This is a genomic window from Oleiphilus sp. HI0128 (assembly GCF_001635365.1).
Genome location: NZ_LWGG01000760.1, coordinates 1 through 16,604 on the forward strand (window position 1 = coordinate 1; position 16,604 = coordinate 16,604).

The 16,604-nt window shown below is 43.9% G+C and carries 16 protein-coding genes; 3 read left to right on the plus strand and 13 right to left on the minus strand.

Features of this window, described 5'->3' with window-relative positions; translation table 11 throughout:
• Window positions 1-141 precede the first annotated feature (141 nt).
• The 7 genes from A3763_RS10405 to A3763_RS10430 form a co-directional block, all read right to left on the minus strand.
• A complete protein-coding gene (locus tag A3763_RS10405) occupies window positions 142-936 on the minus strand; it encodes a hypothetical protein (RefSeq protein WP_068516515.1) in 795 nt (264 codons plus the stop codon).
• A gap of 44 nt (window positions 937-980) precedes the next feature.
• Entirely contained in the window at window positions 981-2,699 is a 1,719-nt protein-coding gene (locus A3763_RS10410; protein WP_156490165.1) for a hypothetical protein, read from the minus strand.
• Between the two features lie 106 nt (window positions 2,700-2,805).
• Window positions 2,806-5,250 carry a hypothetical protein gene (locus tag A3763_RS10415; protein ID WP_068516520.1) on the minus strand — a complete coding sequence of 815 codons (2,445 nt, stop codon included), beginning with the start codon at window positions 5,248-5,250 and terminating at the stop codon, window positions 2,806-2,808.
• Window positions 5,251-5,465: 215 nt separating this feature from the next.
• Window positions 5,466-6,404 carry a GGDEF domain-containing protein gene (locus A3763_RS10420; protein WP_068516523.1) on the minus strand — a complete coding sequence of 313 codons (939 nt, stop codon included), beginning with the start codon at window positions 6,402-6,404 and terminating at the stop codon, window positions 5,466-5,468.
• 36 nt (window positions 6,405-6,440) lie between these two features.
• Window positions 6,441-6,617: a hypothetical protein gene (locus tag A3763_RS27570; protein ID WP_156490164.1), complete on the minus strand. Its 177-nt coding sequence runs from the start codon at window positions 6,615-6,617 to the stop codon at window positions 6,441-6,443.
• Window positions 6,618-6,811: 194 nt separating this feature from the next.
• Window positions 6,812-7,831: a DUF523 and DUF1722 domain-containing protein gene (locus A3763_RS10425; protein WP_082865023.1), complete on the minus strand. Its 1,020-nt coding sequence runs from the start codon at window positions 7,829-7,831 to the stop codon at window positions 6,812-6,814.
• A gap of 93 nt (window positions 7,832-7,924) precedes the next feature.
• Window positions 7,925-8,812 (minus strand): TIGR01777 family oxidoreductase, encoded by an 888-nt coding sequence (locus A3763_RS10430; RefSeq protein WP_068516525.1) that lies wholly within the window; start codon window positions 8,810-8,812, stop codon window positions 7,925-7,927.
• Window positions 8,813-9,022: 210 nt separating this feature from the next.
• Between A3763_RS10430 and A3763_RS10435 the strand changes: the two genes are divergently transcribed.
• Both A3763_RS10435 and hemH read left to right on the plus strand, forming a co-directional pair.
• Window positions 9,023-10,792, plus strand: coding sequence for an acyl-CoA dehydrogenase C-terminal domain-containing protein (locus A3763_RS10435; RefSeq protein ID WP_068516527.1), 1,770 nt, complete (start codon window positions 9,023-9,025; stop codon window positions 10,790-10,792).
• Window positions 10,793-10,927: 135 nt separating this feature from the next.
• Window positions 10,928-12,010 (plus strand): ferrochelatase, encoded by a 1,083-nt coding sequence (gene hemH / locus A3763_RS10440; protein WP_068516530.1) that lies wholly within the window; start codon window positions 10,928-10,930, stop codon window positions 12,008-12,010.
• 59 nt (window positions 12,011-12,069) lie between these two features.
• Here the strand turns inward: hemH and A3763_RS27575 are convergent, their stop codons facing one another.
• The 6 genes from A3763_RS27575 to A3763_RS10465 all read right to left on the minus strand — a co-directional run bounded on the left by A3763_RS27575 (window position 12,070) and on the right by A3763_RS10465 (window position 15,380).
• Window positions 12,070-12,240 carry a DUF6435 family protein gene (locus tag A3763_RS27575; protein WP_156490163.1) on the minus strand — a complete coding sequence of 57 codons (171 nt, stop codon included), beginning with the start codon at window positions 12,238-12,240 and terminating at the stop codon, window positions 12,070-12,072.
• Between the two features lie 87 nt (window positions 12,241-12,327).
• Window positions 12,328-12,924, minus strand: coding sequence for a hypothetical protein (locus A3763_RS10445; RefSeq protein ID WP_068510218.1), 597 nt, complete (start codon window positions 12,922-12,924; stop codon window positions 12,328-12,330).
• Window positions 12,925-13,088: 164 nt separating this feature from the next.
• Complete coding sequence (locus A3763_RS10450) at window positions 13,089-14,333, minus strand: site-specific integrase (protein ID WP_068465882.1); 1,245 nt, start codon at window positions 14,331-14,333, stop codon at window positions 13,089-13,091.
• 147 nt (window positions 14,334-14,480) lie between these two features.
• Complete coding sequence (locus A3763_RS10455) at window positions 14,481-14,693, minus strand: hypothetical protein (RefSeq protein ID WP_068450885.1); 213 nt, start codon at window positions 14,691-14,693, stop codon at window positions 14,481-14,483.
• Window positions 14,694-14,710: 17 nt separating this feature from the next.
• Window positions 14,711-15,133, minus strand: coding sequence for a type II toxin-antitoxin system VapC family toxin (locus A3763_RS10460; RefSeq protein WP_068633530.1), 423 nt, complete (start codon window positions 15,131-15,133; stop codon window positions 14,711-14,713).
• 1 nt (window position 15,134) lies between these two features.
• Complete coding sequence (locus A3763_RS10465; RefSeq protein ID WP_068450878.1) at window positions 15,135-15,380, minus strand: type II toxin-antitoxin system Phd/YefM family antitoxin; 246 nt, start codon at window positions 15,378-15,380, stop codon at window positions 15,135-15,137.
• A 344-nt stretch (window positions 15,381-15,724) separates the two neighbouring features.
• Between A3763_RS10465 and A3763_RS10470 the strand changes: the two genes are divergently transcribed.
• Window positions 15,725-16,604: hypothetical protein (locus tag A3763_RS10470; RefSeq protein WP_197482878.1), on the plus strand; the 880-nt coding region annotated here is incomplete at its 3' end.

Consider the following 16,604-nt stretch of genomic DNA (forward strand, 5'->3'; position numbering starts at 1 on the left):
ATTCTGCATTTTCTGCCAAAGCAGGACTCGCCCCCAAGCTCAGGAAACAAACCGTAAACAGTGCTAAGAAGGGTGCCCTGAATGAAGCCGTTAAGGTTAACAAGATGCTGAACAAACTATTAGCTATCAAGCCTTGCATGCTTAAGCCCCCTTCAAGCGAATATAAACCAAGGCACCGGCACGTTTAACTGCACTGTTTATCGCAGTCGCCAGCCCATCACCATCGCGCTTAGGTATTGAGTGAAGTGCTGAGCCCTTAAAACCTTGAAATAGCTCCGCCCCTAATTCGAAAGGAAGTTCCTGTGACTCTAAAGCTTTAACTTGGCTAATATTCAAGTGACGATCTGTCGACATCAATAAGAAGAAGGTTTCATTCTTATATATCACAGGAAAGATGAGACTGGTCCCTATCGGACGACGATTTGCGACAGGGATGTATATCGTGTTCTCGTCTTCACCGCTAAGCCTTACACCCATGGCCTCAGCCCGCTTAAGGTCTTTCTCAGTTAAGGTGGCATCAAGCGGTTTCCAAGCTTCAGCCTTAGGAAATAACGTTTGCACTTCTTTTGGAATAATACTGGATAAATCAAGCCAATTTCCCGGTTTAGAAGGCAGCGAATTCGGATTACCCGGGTTAGATTTTTTGACCGCTTCAACACCGTTAGCGATACCATCTTTATCACTGTCCAGCTCGGCGATCAGTCTTAAGGCGGCTTTGTTTTTTCCCTGATCTTCAAAGGCCTGTCCGTAAAAGTTTAAAGGTGTACCGCCACCTTCTTTGTGGCAAGCGTGACAAGATGGCGTATAGCCATAGTGCTGCTTGTATTGACGCGCAAAGGCAGGCATCGCGTAAATGTTTGCGGCATTCAATATCAAAACCAAGGCGAGCGATAGCTGTATGGCCTTTTTCAACATCGCTACTTGAAGTATGTGCATTGATAATATTCTCTCGATTATTCCACGATAGTGATTAGTATAGATTAAAAGCTAAACAAGCTTGGCACCGTGTCTCGCATCAGCTGTAATTCATCACCCTCTTTCCCTTCGTCACTCAAAGCCTCGACAAGCATTTTATACTGCACAGAATCTCTTGGCGGCATTAAGGTACTTTCCTTATCAGTATTCTGATAACGCTCCCAGTCCAGAACGTCTCGAATTTCTGCTTTATCTTTGATCTTATCAAGCACAATTTGCTCGTTATCACCTGACATAAAATCAAGGCGCTTAGCAGGGTTACCTCGATGACAAGTGAAGCAATACTGCTCAAACAACTTAAGTTCTTGATATTCGTTTATCTCTAACTTAGGCGCGCTACTCACTCGTGGCAAAGACATGTCAGATGTATCTAAACAACAATACTGAAGATCCTTAGCTAATAAAGCCTTCATAGTTGCCACCCGAGAAAAAGGCTTTGCTTCAAAGAATTCAACCGGTAAGTCAGAAACTCTTTGCAAGATGGCGTCTATCTTGTAGCTATAGTGAGCGTTGAGTGTTTTCAAATCTGAGTCAGTGAAGAAACTGGCGATACCATAGACACCATCGATATCCGATTTACTTAGCGTTTGTTTTGGCTCCCGCTTCGTTAATGGGTCCTGCCTTGGTGGCAGAGGTGGTAGCTTTTCAAACGCATTGAGATCTTCATTGTCTTTGGCGCCGTCACCAAAGCTAATATCAGGAGTAAGGGTTGCGTATAGCCACTCGGTAAAGGTGTTTGACTCACCACTTGGGTCTCGATTAGCCAAGTCGGATTGTGGCACCTTAATGCCCGTCTCGGGATAAGTATTCGCCCAGAGCTTGAGTAAGGTATTCACCTCTTTACTCATTGAATCAAACAAGCCTGGCTGATCTGCGTAACGTAGAGCGAGTGACAATAGTGCACGTCGACACTCATTGCCTTCGACTCCACAAGCATCTAGCCATACGCGCTGGCTAGCTACATGAAAATTTCCAACATCAGTGAGTTCATCAAAACGCTCAGGCGTAGCCAGCGGTTGTTCAATGTCTACCCCCCAATAAGGCTCGTTACCTCTGGCCGCCTGTATACGTTTAGCAACACTTAACTGTCCATTGGTTTCTTGCCAAGGGCGCTGCGAGAAAATAGGCCCGCCCCCTTGGTGGCAGGTCAGGCAGATCGCTCGACGAGTATAGACAATTCTTGGCACACACCCTTCACAATAATTTTGCACCAGCTGAAACTCAAACCGCCCTGCGCCTTCATTGTAGCTAAGCACCTCTATTTCATTTGCCCCTTCGACTAGCGCAACAAAAAGCTGGCCTTGGGTATTCATACCCAAACCCGCTGGGGTGTTTTCTTCCTGAAAGTCTGGCGCAATCAGTATTCGAGGTAAATGATGATCAGCTTGGCCTTTTAGCAGTGAACGGCCATCAGGAATCAGCAATGACAGCGGCGCTTCACCTTCAGGGTGCTGGCTCTGCAAGAGCTTGATCATTTCAGTAAAAGGGTAAGGCAAGCCATCATTCTGCGCGATTATATGGTCGAACAAAGAACGGGTTCCCTCAGGAGGGAGGTCTGTATCAGGTATCAGCTGACTATGCAGAGACGACTCTTCTACACCATCAAGAGATTGAGTGAGTTCAGAAATAGACGGATTATCAGCGTGATTGATAGACCAATATGTAATGCCAATAGCGAGCATACACAACAGGACTAACGCACTTATTGCTCTAGATAGATTCATTATTAACATTGCCCAGCTAAAGCAGCCCTTGTGATAACAAAGCTGCCTCAGCTCAAGCAATTAGGCCTCCCCATTCGTTTTTCATGACAAACATGAGTACCAAACGTTACATGAGTTTCAAGAATTCACGTAGGGCTAGTTTTTCTTCTGCAGGTAGATCTATACCAAACTGGTGGCCTTTGTTCTCAACAAAATCACCGCACTTCAAGAATACTGCATCATGTGGATTAGACGAAAGTACATGCGCAGCAGGCGTGCCTTTAGGGAAATGGACAATGCCATCTGGCTGACCGCTTAAGGTAATATTCAGGTCATGCTGTAACTTAGTGATCTTCTGCGGGCGACTGTTCTCTGCCAGCGGATCGTCAGACTTCATCAACTCATCGAAGGCCATTTCGAATTGTTCGATACGTCCTTTAACCGTGTAGTCAGGTGAACCGTCTTCAAGGAAAGTCACTTCACCAATCGCATTGTTATGTAGGAATGGAGCCGTTGCCCAAGCCGATAATAGAGAGAAGTTTCTCAAGTACCCTGGGCCACCTTCAATCTTCTTCTCGCCAATCTGCATACCACCGACGATTGGCGCGACAGGGTTAAGCACCTTAGGAATACTGCCCGGTGAAGGCTTATTCTTGTAGGTCTCAGATGAGAACTCTTCAAAGATGTGGCCTTCATTATGATTGTCATGAATGGCTCGACAATAGTTTGTACCAATGATATCGAAAGGCACTAACTCATCGTTTGACAGCCAATCCTGACCAAAGATACCTTTCTCGGCGAACTGCTTAGGACGTAACTTACCGGACTCATCTTTCTGCATAAATTTCGCAATAAAGGCCGGATCATTGCGCTCTGCGTCAGTGAACTCTAATTGCCAGTAATCTTCCGAACCAAATACATGACCTTCGTAGAACTTGGCCAAAGCATTCTTATCTGCACGTACGTTTTCTGGTGCCATTTTCGAGCTGTGGCAACCTGCACACTCACGAGCAAAAACTTTGCGGCCTTCTGGAACCTTATCCAAATCGATATAATCCTTACCTGCTTTGCCATCCAGGTCTTGAGATGCTAGTAGATAGGTCGGGCCGCCAGTAATCAAGAACGCAGCCAGGTCATCCATTTTTGCATCGGCATAGTTCCACGCATCACATTCGTTTGCACATTGCATAATACGCATTGGGCTTTGCTTATTGCCTTGGCCGAAATGCTGCCCAGGATGCGGAAAGTTAGGCACCCAGCATTCTTCTGTACACATACCGATATTCACATAAACACGAATCAGCGCTAGGTGTTCACCGACACTATCTTCACCGCCTTTCAGTACGTGACGAGTGCGCGCTGTTGAAACTTCACCCGTGACCGGGTCTTTCATTTCATGCTCAAAGACACGCTTGTTATGGAAGTCCATAATATTGTTTTGCGTACCCGGGTTGTGGCTCCAATCAGACGCTACAATCGACGTGTCAATTGTTCCTAAACGTCCTGCCATCACTGCTTGGTTCGCTAAATGGTCTTCAGGCACACCTTGGAAAAAAGCCATAGGCTGGCGCGTGTGTTGGTTACCAATTGTTGCACTCAGGTTTTCCCACTTAGGCTCATTTGGATCTTTAGGCGGGTTTGTCGGTTCAAACGCTACGTGACACTGTACACAGGGGTGTCCGATAGCAAAGCGTTTGTTTTCTTTGATTTCATTTTCTTCGTAGGCTGCAGTTCTTGCATCGTAAACCACTTTGCCAGACTCATCCTTGATCGGCTCCTGATAGTATTTACGATATCCGAGCACACCCGATGAATGAGGGTCTTGGCAGATATCATACCAATTAGAAGACGCATCACCTTGCTTACAATCCGGGTCGTTGATCAAGCCCCATTTGGTGAAACGATAAGGACGAGTGCGAGTATCTAACCACGGGTAGTTCATACCCTCTTTACCGGTTAGTCGTGCTTGGTGAATGATGTTCTCATCCTGATTACCAAAGGTACCTTTAAACCAAACATCACGGCCACGACGGGCTTGATCTCTCATTGCTTGAGCTTTTTCAGGGTCAACTGCTTCAACATCTTTGAACAGTGCATTGACATAACGACAACCCTCAGCATCATAGCCGGTTGGCTGAGGCTGATCACAAGGAGGCGGAGTATATTGAGCAATAGGCTCTATCGCCCATGTTACTGGGTCACCACGCTCATGCGTATCTGGCGATTTACCTTCTGGCCAGACTTTACGTGCTGCCAGAGTATTGTAATAGTTCTCGTTAAACCACTCAGCTCTTTCCAGCCAGTAAGGGGTACCTTTGTATACACCAGTGGTTAGATCGTTTTCGATTAAGTCTGGAATCCCGACACTTCGGAAAGTCGCTCGATAGGGTTCGTCAGAAACCTCAACGTTACCCGTTGGCAAGTCGTAAGGCGTTAAGGTGGGCACCTCTGGAATAGCTATGTTTTCTGGAACAGGCGGCACACTCGGCGGTGCTGGTGGTAAGGTCGCGAAGTGAAATACCGTCGCAGCACCAACAATAGAGGCTGTAATACCCCAGAACTTTTTACTCATAGCATTCATCCTTTTTTGTCATAAAGCATAGTACAGGCAAAAGCTATTTCCACTTATGAGTACTTACAACCTAGCCTGTAGTAATAGGAACGAGGGCACATTACAGGAAATTTAGACAAAAGGGAAAGAGCTATTACTCTAATATTTTGCGGTAACATAAGGAAATATCTAACAAACCTTGCAAGCTAGAAGTAGATTCCAGAAAGGCCCTTAACCTAGCTCTGCGTTGGTTTATCTATATCAGTAACGCTTAACTGATTTTTGCCATTGCGTTTACTTCTATAACACTCGTTATCGGCTGCACTCATCAGCTTCGAATAAGGTAAGTTATTATTACTTGTAAATGCTAAGCCGACACTACAGCCGATTTTTAGGTCACCAAGTTCAGCATTAACACCCATATTCTGCGTGTCAGCAATTATGTTCAACGCGATCGCTTTTGCCGTAGCGATTTGATCAACAAACAATAATATTGTGAACTCATCTCCACCAAGACGCGCACTAACGTCATCCTTGCGAGTTTGAGCCCGAATTATTTCCGCAAATTCAGTTAATGCTTGGTCTCCTTTTTGATGACCATAGCTATCATTTAGTTTTTTGAAATTATCTAGATCAATAAAAATAAGCGCTATGCTGTGAAGACTATTGGGGGTGCTGGTCATGTACTGCCTTTCAAACTCTCCCCTATTAAAAAGACCTACTAAGGGGTCATGATTAGCTCGATATTGCAGTGTATAGGTAAGCTTAAAATTTTCTATTAACGTTTCCCGTGTCTGACGACCCGTCTTTATCATGACAAGCATAAAGAAAGCTAATAACAGACTTAGGACGTAATGAGATTCGTAATCAAAATAAACAAATGCTAACGCAGGCAAGCCACACGCAGGCAACATAAACAAGTTAAATGCGGGGTTATCAACCGCATGTGTCGCTAGCGCTGCCGCGGTCAAGCCTACAACTGCAGACAGAATAATTACTTGATACTCAGCGGGAAGAACGGGAAAGAAACAGACCGCGCCAAGGCCAATCAAAGTTCCAGACAATAAATTTAGTAAGCGGTAAGAGTATTGCCAAAAAGGTATACCAAACTTGTCTCTCTTAAGCCTAAATAGAACCAATGCTAAGGCTCTAAAAATGGCTAAAGCTACGCCCATCAGAACCCAAGTGCCAAGAATCAACGAATCAACGAATCAACGAATCAACGAATCAATATAGTCGGACACAGAAAACGCAATAAGGAGTAAAACAGCTAAGCTCCCAAATGTTGCCGCCACTGCATTTGCATACAAAAGATTAACTGCACTTTCTTCAACCCAGTCTTCGGATGAACCAAAGCCTCTTGCCGCCTGAACTGATGTATTCCCCAATCGTCGCCCAACTTTTCACTATAGTTTATTATATCAAACACAGTTAACTGCATTATTTAAGGCTGTACCAAAATAAGCCTGAGTGATAACTATAGTTACTCCATGGAAGTTTTGCCAATAAAGCATTACTAGCCAAGTCCCTAAACGGTAAATCACTTAGAGGCTATATTGACTATTTCTTCATTATAAAAACACTAGTGACAATACTTACGGATAGGGTGAATGTTTTCAGGGTAAGGCTGTAGGTATCTCTGCTCATTTATATAAGCTGAGCCAAACTGACTCAAATAGTGAGACAGAAGGGTTAAAGGCGTTGCCAAAGGAGTTATGCCTTCTTTGTACTTCAAAATAGAAGACTCAATGTGCTGGCGTGACACTGAGGGTACGCTTCTTTTTAAGTACCCTAGAATATGTAATAAGGCATTTGTATGCCCTCTTCGATTGGCAGGTTTAGAGAGTGTTTGCATAAAACCCTCAAAATAACGCCCTGCAAGCATTTCGATACTTAAGCTCTTGTCACCCGCTAACAACCTGCCAAGCGCTTTCGCTTGCTTTTGATTATGTGCCATCAATAAGTATTTGTAGCTCGCATGGAATTTGGTTAGTTTTAAAACACTAGGCTGATCCAAAACTTCTTTACGAAAGTTATGATACGCATAAACGCGCATCACAAAATTGTCATACAAGACGTCATCATTGAGACGACCTTCTTCTTCAATTGGCATTAGCGGATATTTTTCCCTTAAAGCACGAGCAAAAACGCCCATCCCTGGCTTCATATGAGCATGACCATTAGGCTGATAGACTTTCACCCTTTCCATGCCGCAACTAGGCGAGTTTCTCATCAGGATATAACCATCCAAACTCCCCATTTCTGGTAGTTTGTGCTCAAAACCACTCACTAACTGATCAGTCAAGTCTTTAGAATTGTCGTCGCTAAAATTTAATTGAGGCGATTCCGGGTTGCCCGTCAGCCTCATGGTAGGTCTGGGAGTTCCAAACCCAGCAGCAACTTCTGGGCAGAAGGTTTTAAATTCGAAGTGCTTACTAAGTACATTGAGGCATAAACGAGATTGGGTATGACCGCCATTATAACGCACCTCATGACCCGCCAAACAGGCACTCAAACCTACTTGAATTGACTTCTCACCTCGGCTTTTCATAGCGTCGCTAGAAGCAGCCTTGTCGGAGACAATAACATTATGCTTTTTCATACCCATCACCCTCTTACATGCCATGCATTTTTAACAGTTCTACAAGGTATACGCGACAAGCACAAAACTAGATCATAATGACATGATTTAAAGTCAAAGTATCTCATCCAAGGCTTGCTTTAACTGAGGATACTGAAATTGAAAGCCACTTTCTAGAAGCTTCTTTGGGACTACATTCTGACTTCCAAGCAATAAAATAGATGATTCACCGAGTATGGTTTTCAAGATAAATGCCGGAACAGGAAGTACTGCAATTCTCTTTAATGTACGAGCAAGCGCGATAGAAAACTCTTTATTTCTTACGGCACCAGGTGCGACTAAATTGACCGCGCCACGCGTCGTCTGATTTACTAATAAATACTCAAGCGCTCTGGTTACGTCAACATTATGAATCCAGGGCATGTACTGCTTTCCGTTTCCCAGCGGCCCTCCAAGGCACAACTTAAATGGCAAAATCATTTTTGATAGCGCGCCGCCCGAACCGTCTAAGACAATACCCGTTCTCAAGGTAGCGCAGCGAATTCTTTTGTTTGCCATCTGCGCTAACTGCTCCCAATGAAAGCACAGTTCTGAAGCAAAGTCTGAGGGCCCAAGCCCAAAGGCCTCATCTAGCTTCGTATCGCCCTGATCACCGTATATACCGACAGCCGATCCAGATAAAAAAACATTTGGAGGGTTATCTCCCTTGTTAATGAGATCAACCAAGGCCTGAGTTATTGCCCATCGGCTTTCACATATTCTGAGTTTCTGTTGTGCTGTCCAACGACGGTCGATAATAGGCTCACCGGCTAGATTTATAACGCCGTCAAACCCATCTAGGTTTGTAAAGTTTTCCAAACTGTCAATTAAGGAAACGTGTTGAGGTAGTTTTTTCTGCGCACTTCGAAAATCTCTGGTCAAAACGGTATAGTCGTGGTGAGTATACCGTTCGATAAATCGGCGACCTATCAAGCCCGTTCCACCCGTTACTAATAATTTCATACTAATCTCCCCAACGATCCGGCAGTTCCGGTTTCAATCTCTTATTAACTCACTTACGCAATAGTTTGTAATTTGGATCCACTTCAGAGTTTTCTTTCATATTGATCCAATTTGTTTTTAACGACGTAAACCTTCTTGAATATCATTTATTCGCTGTCGCGAAACTGTTCGGCTCTGAGTCGAACCAAAGAACTTATAAAGAGGTTAACTGTGAGTCATTACAAAGCACCATTGGATAATATTAATTTCGTCTTGTTTGATGTCTTAAACTCCGGCCAACTAGCCGAAAGTCCTGCGTTCACCGAAGCCACAGAAGAAATGCAAAGAGCAGTTATAGAAGAAGCTGCTAAACTGGCCGAGGGCGTGTTACTGCCTATCAATACATCTGGTGACAGAGAAGAGTGCCAATTCGATCCAGACACTAAAACAGTGAAAACTCCAAATGGCTTCAAAGCAGCCTACGAACACTACCAACAAGGTGGATGGAGTGGTTTGTCGTCTGCGCCTGAGTTTGGCGGGCAAGGCTTACCACACTTACTAAAAAACGTTGTTGATGAAATGGTCTGTTCAACGAACCTATCGTTTGGCATGTACCCAGGTTTATCTCATGGTGCGATAGACTTACTCCAGCAGCACGGTACAGAAGCACAAAAGCAAACCTACCTACCAAAGCTTATACAAGGCATTTGGACTGGCACCATGTGCTTGACCGAGCCTCAGTGCGGAACCGACTTGGGCCTAATCACCACAAAAGCTGAAGAGAACCCTGATGGCAGCTACGCTATCAGTGGAACAAAAATCTGGATTACCGGCGGAGAGCATGATCTTGTCGACAATATCATCCATTTAGTGCTGGCTAAAATACCTGGCAGCCCAGAAGGCAGCAAAGGTATCTCATTATTTGTCGTCCCAAAAGTGCTTGAAGACGGGTCGCGCAATCCAGCATTTTGTGGAGGCCTTGAGCACAAAATGGGAATCAAAGCATCAGCGACTTGCGTAATGAACTTTGAAAATGCCAAAGGCTGGCTAGTGGGAGAAGCAAACCAAGGTCTTAAGTGCATGTTCACCATGATGAATGCTGCCCGTATCATGGTAGGTATCCAAGGTTTGGGGCTGGCAGAAACGGCTTACCAAGTATCATTGGGGTTCGCCAAGGAGCGCTTACAAAGTCGCTCCCTGTCTGGGCCTCAAAACAAGTCAGGCAAGGCAGACCCGATTATTGTTCACCCTGACGTGCGCCGCATGCTTTTAAAGCAAAAGGTTTTGATAGAAGGGTCTAGAGCAATGGCCAGCTTGGCCGGCCTTCACTTTGACCTAAGTCACCACCACGCCGATTCAAATGTGCGGGAACGCTCCGATGATTTGTTTCAATTACTCACGCCCATCGTCAAATCATTTCTGACCGATGAAGGATATGCTTGCGTCGATGCGGGCCTCCAATCTATGGGTGGCTCTGGCTTCACACAGGATTGGCCTGTTGAGCAACTGCTCCGCGATGGCCGTATTGCCCGCATCTATGAAGGCACCAACGGAATTCAAGCGATGGACCTAGTCGGCCGTAAGCTAACCATGAAAGGCGGGAAACTCCCCCTAACTTACTTCAATGAGATGCGTTCGTTACTTTCTATCGTATCAAACGAGAGTCACTTGAAGCACTGTGAAGGTTTTCTATCTACCTTGCAGTCTGCACTGAGTTGGTTAGGCCAGAACGCAAGCCAAGATCCGGAACAGGCAGGCGCGGTGGCATCGACGCTACTACGAACATTTGCACTAACCACCTTAGCTGTATTATGGGCCAGAATGGCCGCTCAAACGCAGCAAGCAGAAACAGCCAAACAATACCCAGCAGCGTTCCTAGAAGGCAAGCGTAAAGCTGCTGAACACTTCTTCCGCTTATACGCACCAGAAATGGAGGCATTGCTTTCAGACATAAAATCTGGAAAGAGTAGCATCATGGACTTTTCAGTCGAAGAGTTTTAGTCACCTCAAGCCACACTCCTGCATCATGCACAATTAATTAAGTGCATGATGCAGTTTTCTAGACAAGTATCCTTGCCATAGCGCGACAAACAATCAATCTTGTTGATACAAGCATTACTGACAGGAACAGGTATTATGAAATTTAAAGGACTAGACGATTTCACTCACACTCAAGAAGATAAAATAGGTGTGTTAATTACCAACTTAGGTACTCCCGACGGACCAACACCACAAGCTTTACGAGTTTACCTCAGACAGTTTCTGTCTGACCCTCGAGTTGTAGAAATTCCGCGACTTATCTGGCTGATAATTTTACACGGCATTATTTTACGCATACGTCCAAAAAAGTCGGCTAAAGCCTATGCCTCGGTTTGGACGGAGCATGGTTCACCATTGCTTTCGCACACACAAGAGCAGGCAAAAGCCTTAAGCAAGAGGCTAGAAACCAAATGGGGTGACAAGCTTGTTACCAAGTTTGCGATGCGTTACGGCAACCCTTCCATCGACAAGGTAATGAATTCAATGCTAGAAGAAGGTGCTCGACGCTTAGTGATCCTTCCCTTGTATCCTCAATACTCAGGTGCGACTGCCGGTTCCACCTTTGACGCGATCTCTACAGAACTAACAGCGCGTCGCTGGGTGCCTGAACTCCGCTTTATAAATTCTTATCACGACCATCCGCTGTATATCAAAGCAATGGCCGATAAAATAAAACAGTTTTGGTCTGAGAACGGCCAGGCTGACAAGCTCATGCTATCTTTTCATGGTGTCCCCAAACGATACTTAGAGTTAGGTGACCCATACTACTGTCATTGCCAAGTCACTTCTCGACTATTAACTGAAGCGCTGGATATTGATGCGGATAAAGTTATCACAAGCTTTCAGTCGCGTTTTGGTAAAGCTGAGTGGCTTAAACCGTATACCGACCACACCTTGAAATCACTCCCCGATAAAGGCGTCTCATCTGTTCAAGTATTTTGCCCTGGTTTTTCATCAGACTGTTTAGAAACGCTTGAGGAAATTGCCGTGGAAAATCGAGATTATTTTCTAGAAGCCGGCGGACAAAGTTATCAGTATATCCCTGCGTTAAACTCAGATAGGAGCCATATTGATTTACTAGAATCGATAATCGACAGCAACCTTCAAGGATGGGAGGTCAAGGCTCAGGATTATCAGGCACGTGAACGCAGGTTTAAAGGATGTCCTTTACACCAGTAATACTAAACAGACCTTCTAGCATGGCGCCTGAAGGTCTTTTCACTGATGCGTTCACAAGTTTAAGACTGCTGCCGATCCTTTATTTGCTGATATACCAAATCAGCATCCTGGGTTCGCTTGGCATACTCTCTCATATCACCCATTCTTTGAGCCTCGAAAGCGTAGGTCAGCTTTCTTTCATATTCCTTAATCAAGCGTTTCATTGTGTGTTGCTTAAATAGATTGATCATTGCGCTATTTCCTATTTATAGAGGGTACTTATTAAATACGTCTGTATAAGGGAAATAGATTGCAATCATCCGGCAAAAGACCATTATTCAGGGAACCAACAGCTGCTCTATCCATATAGAACCATGTTTGGTGAATAGAGACCGTTCATGCACACCACTATCATGAGCCTGCCAAATTTCTAAGTAATCAGCAGTAATAAGCAAACCTAAAGCGTCTTTTGTAAAGGGCACTTCATCAGAGTTTGGATATATTTTCTTTAACTCCAATAAAGCCTGTTCCAAGGTTTTTCGATCATTTAATTCAGAACTCTGATTTTGGTAACGAGCATAGTAGTGATCTAAAAGCTTTGATGCGTGAGGTTTATGATGCCAATGGGGTTCTAATTGAGAGGCAGACAATAACGATAAACTCCCACGCATTCTGAACTGACACATAAGAGAAGGATAAAAAAATAGCGCTTCAGCTTTGTTAGCTGCTAAGTTTGATAAGTTCTTCTGCGCTAAGCGGTTTACAAATAATAGGCAAGACTCAGTAGATATCTCTCGCACAACGAGTGTTCGCATTCTAACTTGGGATGGGCAGTGTTCCTCTAGCGTCGCGAAAGAACAATATTTTGCGCTTGGGTCTTGCTTCGCGATAGCTGCCTGGCGCTGCTCACGTAAGACCTCTAGAGGTGAGTTCATACTACCAAATACCCTTGCTACTAATGACTAATAGGAAACTAACTACTTATAAAATTTTACCTAAGGTAGGCTCCTCAACAATATAGGGAGCAGATTTTACATTTAGAGCTGTAACTATCTGTTTTACTAGGAAATATTACAGATCTTTTTATCCGGACCTATTATTAAATTTCTCTAACTCGCTTATTGCGCCCGGATTCATGTCTTTCACGTAGATCTGACTCTATATATCTGTCTGTAGTGGCCATGCTGGCGTGACCAGCGTCATCTCGTACATGCTCGCGAGGACGATGTTTGACGTCTTCCGAAATTCCCGTATGTCTCAACCAGTGAACTGTAGCAATTCTAAGGTCATCCGCATCCTGCTCGAGCCCATCTTTTAGCATTCTATTGTGAGCAGCATCGAAACAATTTTGAACGATCAAGCGAACATGACGCGTACTAGTAATGCCACCAGAACCCTTGTATTTAGGCAAGATTGGTGACTTGTCATTAATGCTAGGCAACGGGCTTAGGTTTAAATGCTCTCTATATCGCTTGAGAGATTTCAGCATGTCATCGCAAACTGTAATTCTTCGGTTTTTGTTTCCTTTGCCTGTAACTTTAAACCACCAATTTCCGTCTCGATCTCGCTCAAAGTCGCACATTAGTGGTGTCGAGCGCTCATCGGCAACTAGCTCTGAAATTCGGAGATACATCGCAAACAACGCATTCATGATAAACAGTGTGCGTTCATGCTCTTCCGGATCTTGATCTGCTAGCAACTCAGCCGTTTCAAGGACGTAATCCCATTGAATATTACTAATTCTGCGAACAATTGGAGCTTGTTGATCACGGCTAATGAATTTACTTTTTTGTCGTATTAAGGCGACCGGATTAGATGAAACTTCGCCCTCTTGCAGAAGATAGTCATAAAATGAGGATATCGCTGTAAACGTTGCTTTTATCGCAGCTTGAGAAGGAAAGTATTCCCCAATATTTGCTTCTTTTCCTCGCTTGAACTCTTCTTTTGACACGTTAACAACAAACGGGCGCCAGTCTTTATTAGGTATCCTCCCGTCAGGCGACTTTTTAAACCTGGCGACATTCTTTATACCTATCCAAGCTTCAGGTGGGTTGATACAGAAATTAATGAATTCTTCTATGTGCTCACGCTGTAGCTCAAGAATTGAAGTCTTTTCGATTTGCCAGGACCATTGTAAAAGTCGTTCGAGCTCTCTTCGATAGCTATTGAATGTGGCTGTACTGCCGTTATAGCTATAAAGAAACTTCAATGACAACTCTAGATCTTGCTGAGCGTCAGAAAAGCTTATCCAGTTTGGGCTCTGCGGCGCGACTTTAAATGGATTGCCAATAAACTCTAGGTTATCAATGATTGGTGATGGCGGGTTTCGCTTAGGGTCCTTCATTTCTTAATCGTTATCAAAGAGCTTTAGATTAAGCATAGCCTTGATTTTCTGATATTCAATATATCCGATATTCACAAATATCGGATATATCATCAGGCATTCGAGTCAATCTACATGGCTTTCTTTAGCCTATTCCAAGACCTTAAGTTAGTCGGATGCCCCAAACATGGTTTCCACAGCGGCACTTGCGACTCCGGATATTTCTACTTGATAGCTTGTTTTTCCAAAGCTCATAACAGCGCCAATGAACGTGCTGCCGATAGCTTCGAGCATTTGGTCAGGCTCGAGCTCCATTTGCTCGCATATTTCTGCTACTCGATCAGAAAACTCCTGTAATACCTCTTGTGATAATTCAGCCATAAAAATACTCGCCAGGTTTAACTCTGTTCCCAAGGGTTGAATATTTTGAGGTTGTCCAGATTAAAATCTGATACGTTGCGCGTTACGATTGTCATATCTTGAACAGCGGCTGTTGCAGCAATAAACGTATCTCTATATGGCTTTGGGTCTGGTACATGATACTTGGCGCTAACCAAAACGACTTCCTTATCGACTGGTAATATACGTCCCTCAAAAGTTGGCAAAACGTGGTCGCTCATCCATTTCCGGAGAATCTTACCTTTCGCAGCATCAGATCTTTCAGCCCGTAGAATCCCGAGCTCTATTTCATGAATGACGATTGATGAAACATAAAGCAATTCAGCTTCAACTTGGGCTGACCATTCCTCTACATTGCTATCAGCTTTACCGCTTTTTACTTTTCTGAGTTCAGAGACAACATTAGTGTCTAATAAATACATACTAAAACTCTGCTGCTGCAGCTTTGTCGGTGACTTGGCCCGGAGTAAATTCGATATCCTCTACCCCATCCATAGAAAGCAGCTCACCAATCGTCGCCTTCTTCTCCGTCATAGCTTTGTACTCTTCATAAGATAAGAGTACGTGAGACGGTTTCCCTCGATCGGTAATATACACAGGTCCAGACAGCGCCTCTTTCTTGGCTCGGCCTGTATCTTGATTAAACTCTCGACTGGTTAATGTAGACATAGCTCACCTCCAAAACAATCTTATGTATAAATGTTACTACATGCGTTTAGTGATCGTCTACAATTGTTTCTATGTTGCTACATTTGGGTTGGATTTAGCGATATGATATAGCACCTGCTTCCATTGGCTTTGTTCGGATAGCAGACCTTGTGGAGCCGCTTGAATAGGCTCTTTTAGTCCCTGATTCGAAATAACTTCGACAGGAGAGTCAGGCCCTGGCCAACACCAACCAAAAGAGTTTCATTGCTGAATAATTAATTGCTGTTCATAAAGTGCTCATATTAGAATAGGCGTAACAAACAGACTCTCTCTAGGGAAATAACAATAAATAATTGGAGCTAGGCATGCCATCCTTTATTAAACTACTCTTGACTTTACTTTGTGTTCTGAGCCTATCTGCTTGTGGTGGCGGTGGAGGCGACGGTCAGGAAAGCAATGCGGATATATCTAAAGGCGATGTGTTTACACCCTCTCTAAAAATAGAATCAAGCACTGTTGTTACACCTACTGTTGTTTCTCCCGCTTTTGGTGAATTAGACCTAACCGATATTGAGTCAGTTGAAAATTTTAGGATGCCTGAGGACATTCAAGATTCATCTATTGCATCCTTGTTAGATGATGATGGGAATGCTGTTTATCTATCTGTAATTACTAACGATTCCACAAACCTAGAGTTAAATGGAAGAACAACTTTAGAGGCGCTGCTTTCGTTAATGCCAGAACTGCCTGATGATTTTAAGGGGGCTCTGGAAGCCAGCCTTGATTCTGTTGAAGCCAAGAAAGTAGAAAAATACATCAATGACAATCCTGATTGGTCTTTATCAGAAGATGAAGAGATTTCTGACCTTATCGCAGATTGGTTGGTTAAGGTAGTACAAGACTTGAGATCAACCACAGTAACCACTGCACATCTTTACCGCTCATCTCTTGATCGAAATATTAGCTCTCAGAGTATAGATTTCTTTGAAAAACACGGTGACGTTTCTAACTATAGACTGGGGGAAGATTACGAAAATACTGATGAGAAAATAACAATCGAGAAACAAGGGTATGACGAAACCTTGGAATCTCACAAGCTTAAATTAAACAATTATGGAGAAAGGTATCTAATAGTTATTGAATCGGAAAATGATCCGAATCTGATTCAGAGCCAGAACGTAGACCTTTCTAATGAAAGTGATGATATAAATCTTTCTAATGTGATATTTCATGTTTTATATCCTT